The following is a 2,149-nucleotide window of genomic DNA, read 5'->3' on the forward strand; positions in this document are numbered from 1 at the left end:
AGGACTTCCTGCACGGAGCGGGTGGCCTCGACGTCCTCGCGCGGCGCGGCGTTGCCGGCTGGCTGCACATCGAACTGCGCCCCCTCCACCGTCATTGCGCGAATGCACCAAGCCGACATTTCGCGATTGACCGTATCGCTGATTGCCTCCACAGCGAACCTCGTCGCCGCCAGTTCGCTGCCCACTCCTAGAGCCCGGCCACAGGCAGGGAGTAAATTGACGACCCGTCCAAAACGCCGCTGGCGCATCTGCGGCAGCACGGCACGAGTCGACGCCAACATCCGCAGCAGGGTTTCGCAGCTGCCTAGGTTGAGCTCTGGCATGCCCTGTGACGAGCCGACCGCATCAGGGTGACCTGGCCGCATCAAGGCCGCTGCGTTGACGAGGACATCGACGCGATCCAGAGGCTCGACAGCGCGGGCCACTGCCCCGCTTGCCCGGCTCCCGGTAAGGGCCGCCACCGGGACAGGATGCAAGCCAGGGTGAGGTCCATGCCTGCGATGCAAGGCGTCGACATCAGAAGCGCTCGCCAATACAGTGTCTCCGGACTTGAGGGCGCTGAAGGCGATGGCTGCTCCCGGCCCCTGGTCCGCCCCAGTAATAAGCCAAACCCTCATACCGTCCGCACGATGGGAGAAGGACATATCGCCCTGCTCACAACAGCGTACGGCCACTGAGACGAGGCGTCGAGTACCAATCCTCACTCGCCCTTTGGATAGCGCTTTGCATCATGTCCACATCCGTGTTTCTGAAGTTCTAAAGGCACACACTCTCTGGTGTGAGAGAGCCGCACCGCCAGCCAAGTCCGTGTCTGTGCATACGGGGCCCCGCCCGATGCCGAGCTCGACAGCCAAGACACAGACCAGGCCCGGGGATGCGGGCTCAGTGGCCAAACAAGTCGGGCAACGCACGCCGAGTTGCCTCCTCCGAAGACACGTGAAGTCGCCAGAAGCAATCGGCGCGCTGGGGCCCTTTGAGCTTGCCGTCAGATCCCGTGAGTGGCCCGAATCTCCTCGACCGCCCGCTCACCGATGACGACGCAAGGCGCCATCGTGTTGCCGCTGGTGACGTGGGGCATGATGGATGCGTCAGCAATACGCAGCCCCTGAACGCCATAGACCTTCAGTGCCCCGTCGACAACCGACATCTCGTCACGCCCCATCTTGGCTGTGCATGACTGATGCCAGTACGTGACTGCAGCATTGCGTACATAGTTCTCGAGGTCCTTGCCAGACAGCTTGCCTGGCAGTCGCTCACCCGTAACCAGGCCCTTGAACGCGGCCTGGGAGCCCAACTCCTGGACCAGCCGAATGTTCTCAAGAGCGCCTCGCAGATCATCCGGATCTGCCAGCGTATTGGTCTGGATGATCGGTACATCCGTCGGGTTGGCGCCGGAGAGGGTGATGCGGCCTCGACTCTTCGGGTGCGCGAGGCCCGCAAACATCGTCCAGCCATGCGCCGGCACACCCAGCCCTGCCGTCTCGGCACTCGGAACAGGGAATTCCACCTGGCAGTGGAACATGTCAGGCAGACGCAGCGCGCTGTCGCTTGACCAGTAAAGCGTTGCTTCTGAGCCGCCGTAGCCGACTTGCTGGGGGCGCTCGTACTCAAAGATGACCGCAAACGAGACGTGATCCTGGTGGTTGGATCCGACCCCCGGCAGGTGTTGAACAACGGGAATGCTGTGCCGCCGCAGTTCGTCCTGCGGACCGATCCCCGACTGCATCAACACCTTGGGTGTGTTCACGGCACCGAGCGACAGGATCACTTCGCGCTCAGCGCTGAAGCGCTCAGTGCGCCCGTTGCGAATGGCGTCCACGCCGATCACCCGCTTGCCGTCAAACACCAGGCGACTGACGACCGTATCGGTCAGCACCGTGAGATTGCGTTGCCCGCGGCGCGGATGAACATATGCCCGATAGATGGAGTTGCGGCGTCCATCCTTGACGATGAGGTCGTTGATCGCAGCGCCGCCACGGCCCTCCATCATCTCCCCATTGGGGTTATCAAAGGTGGGGATGCCGATCTGGCGGGCGGCGTCGAGCAATGCACTGGCCACCGGCTGCGGGTTGCGGGCAGGGCCAACATGGACCGGGCCGCCGACACCTCGACGCCTCGCATCGGGCGTGCCCGCATAGTTCTCCACCCG

Annotated in this window: 2 protein-coding genes; both read right to left on the minus strand. The window is 63.6% G+C overall.

Annotated features, from left to right (window positions below):
- On the minus strand, window positions 1–644 hold a 644-nt coding region (locus tag OOZ63_RS28765; protein ID WP_323055803.1), incomplete at its 3' end, for an SDR family NAD(P)-dependent oxidoreductase.
- Between the two features lie 341 nt (window positions 645–985).
- Window positions 986–2,149 (minus strand): GMC family oxidoreductase (locus OOZ63_RS28770; protein ID WP_266009296.1); only part of this gene is annotated, 1,164 nt, incomplete at its 5' end.

The organism is Paucibacter sp. PLA-PC-4 (assembly GCF_026241155.1).
In the GTDB taxonomy this organism is placed as follows: Bacteria; Pseudomonadota; Gammaproteobacteria; order Burkholderiales; family Burkholderiaceae_C; genus Roseateles_E.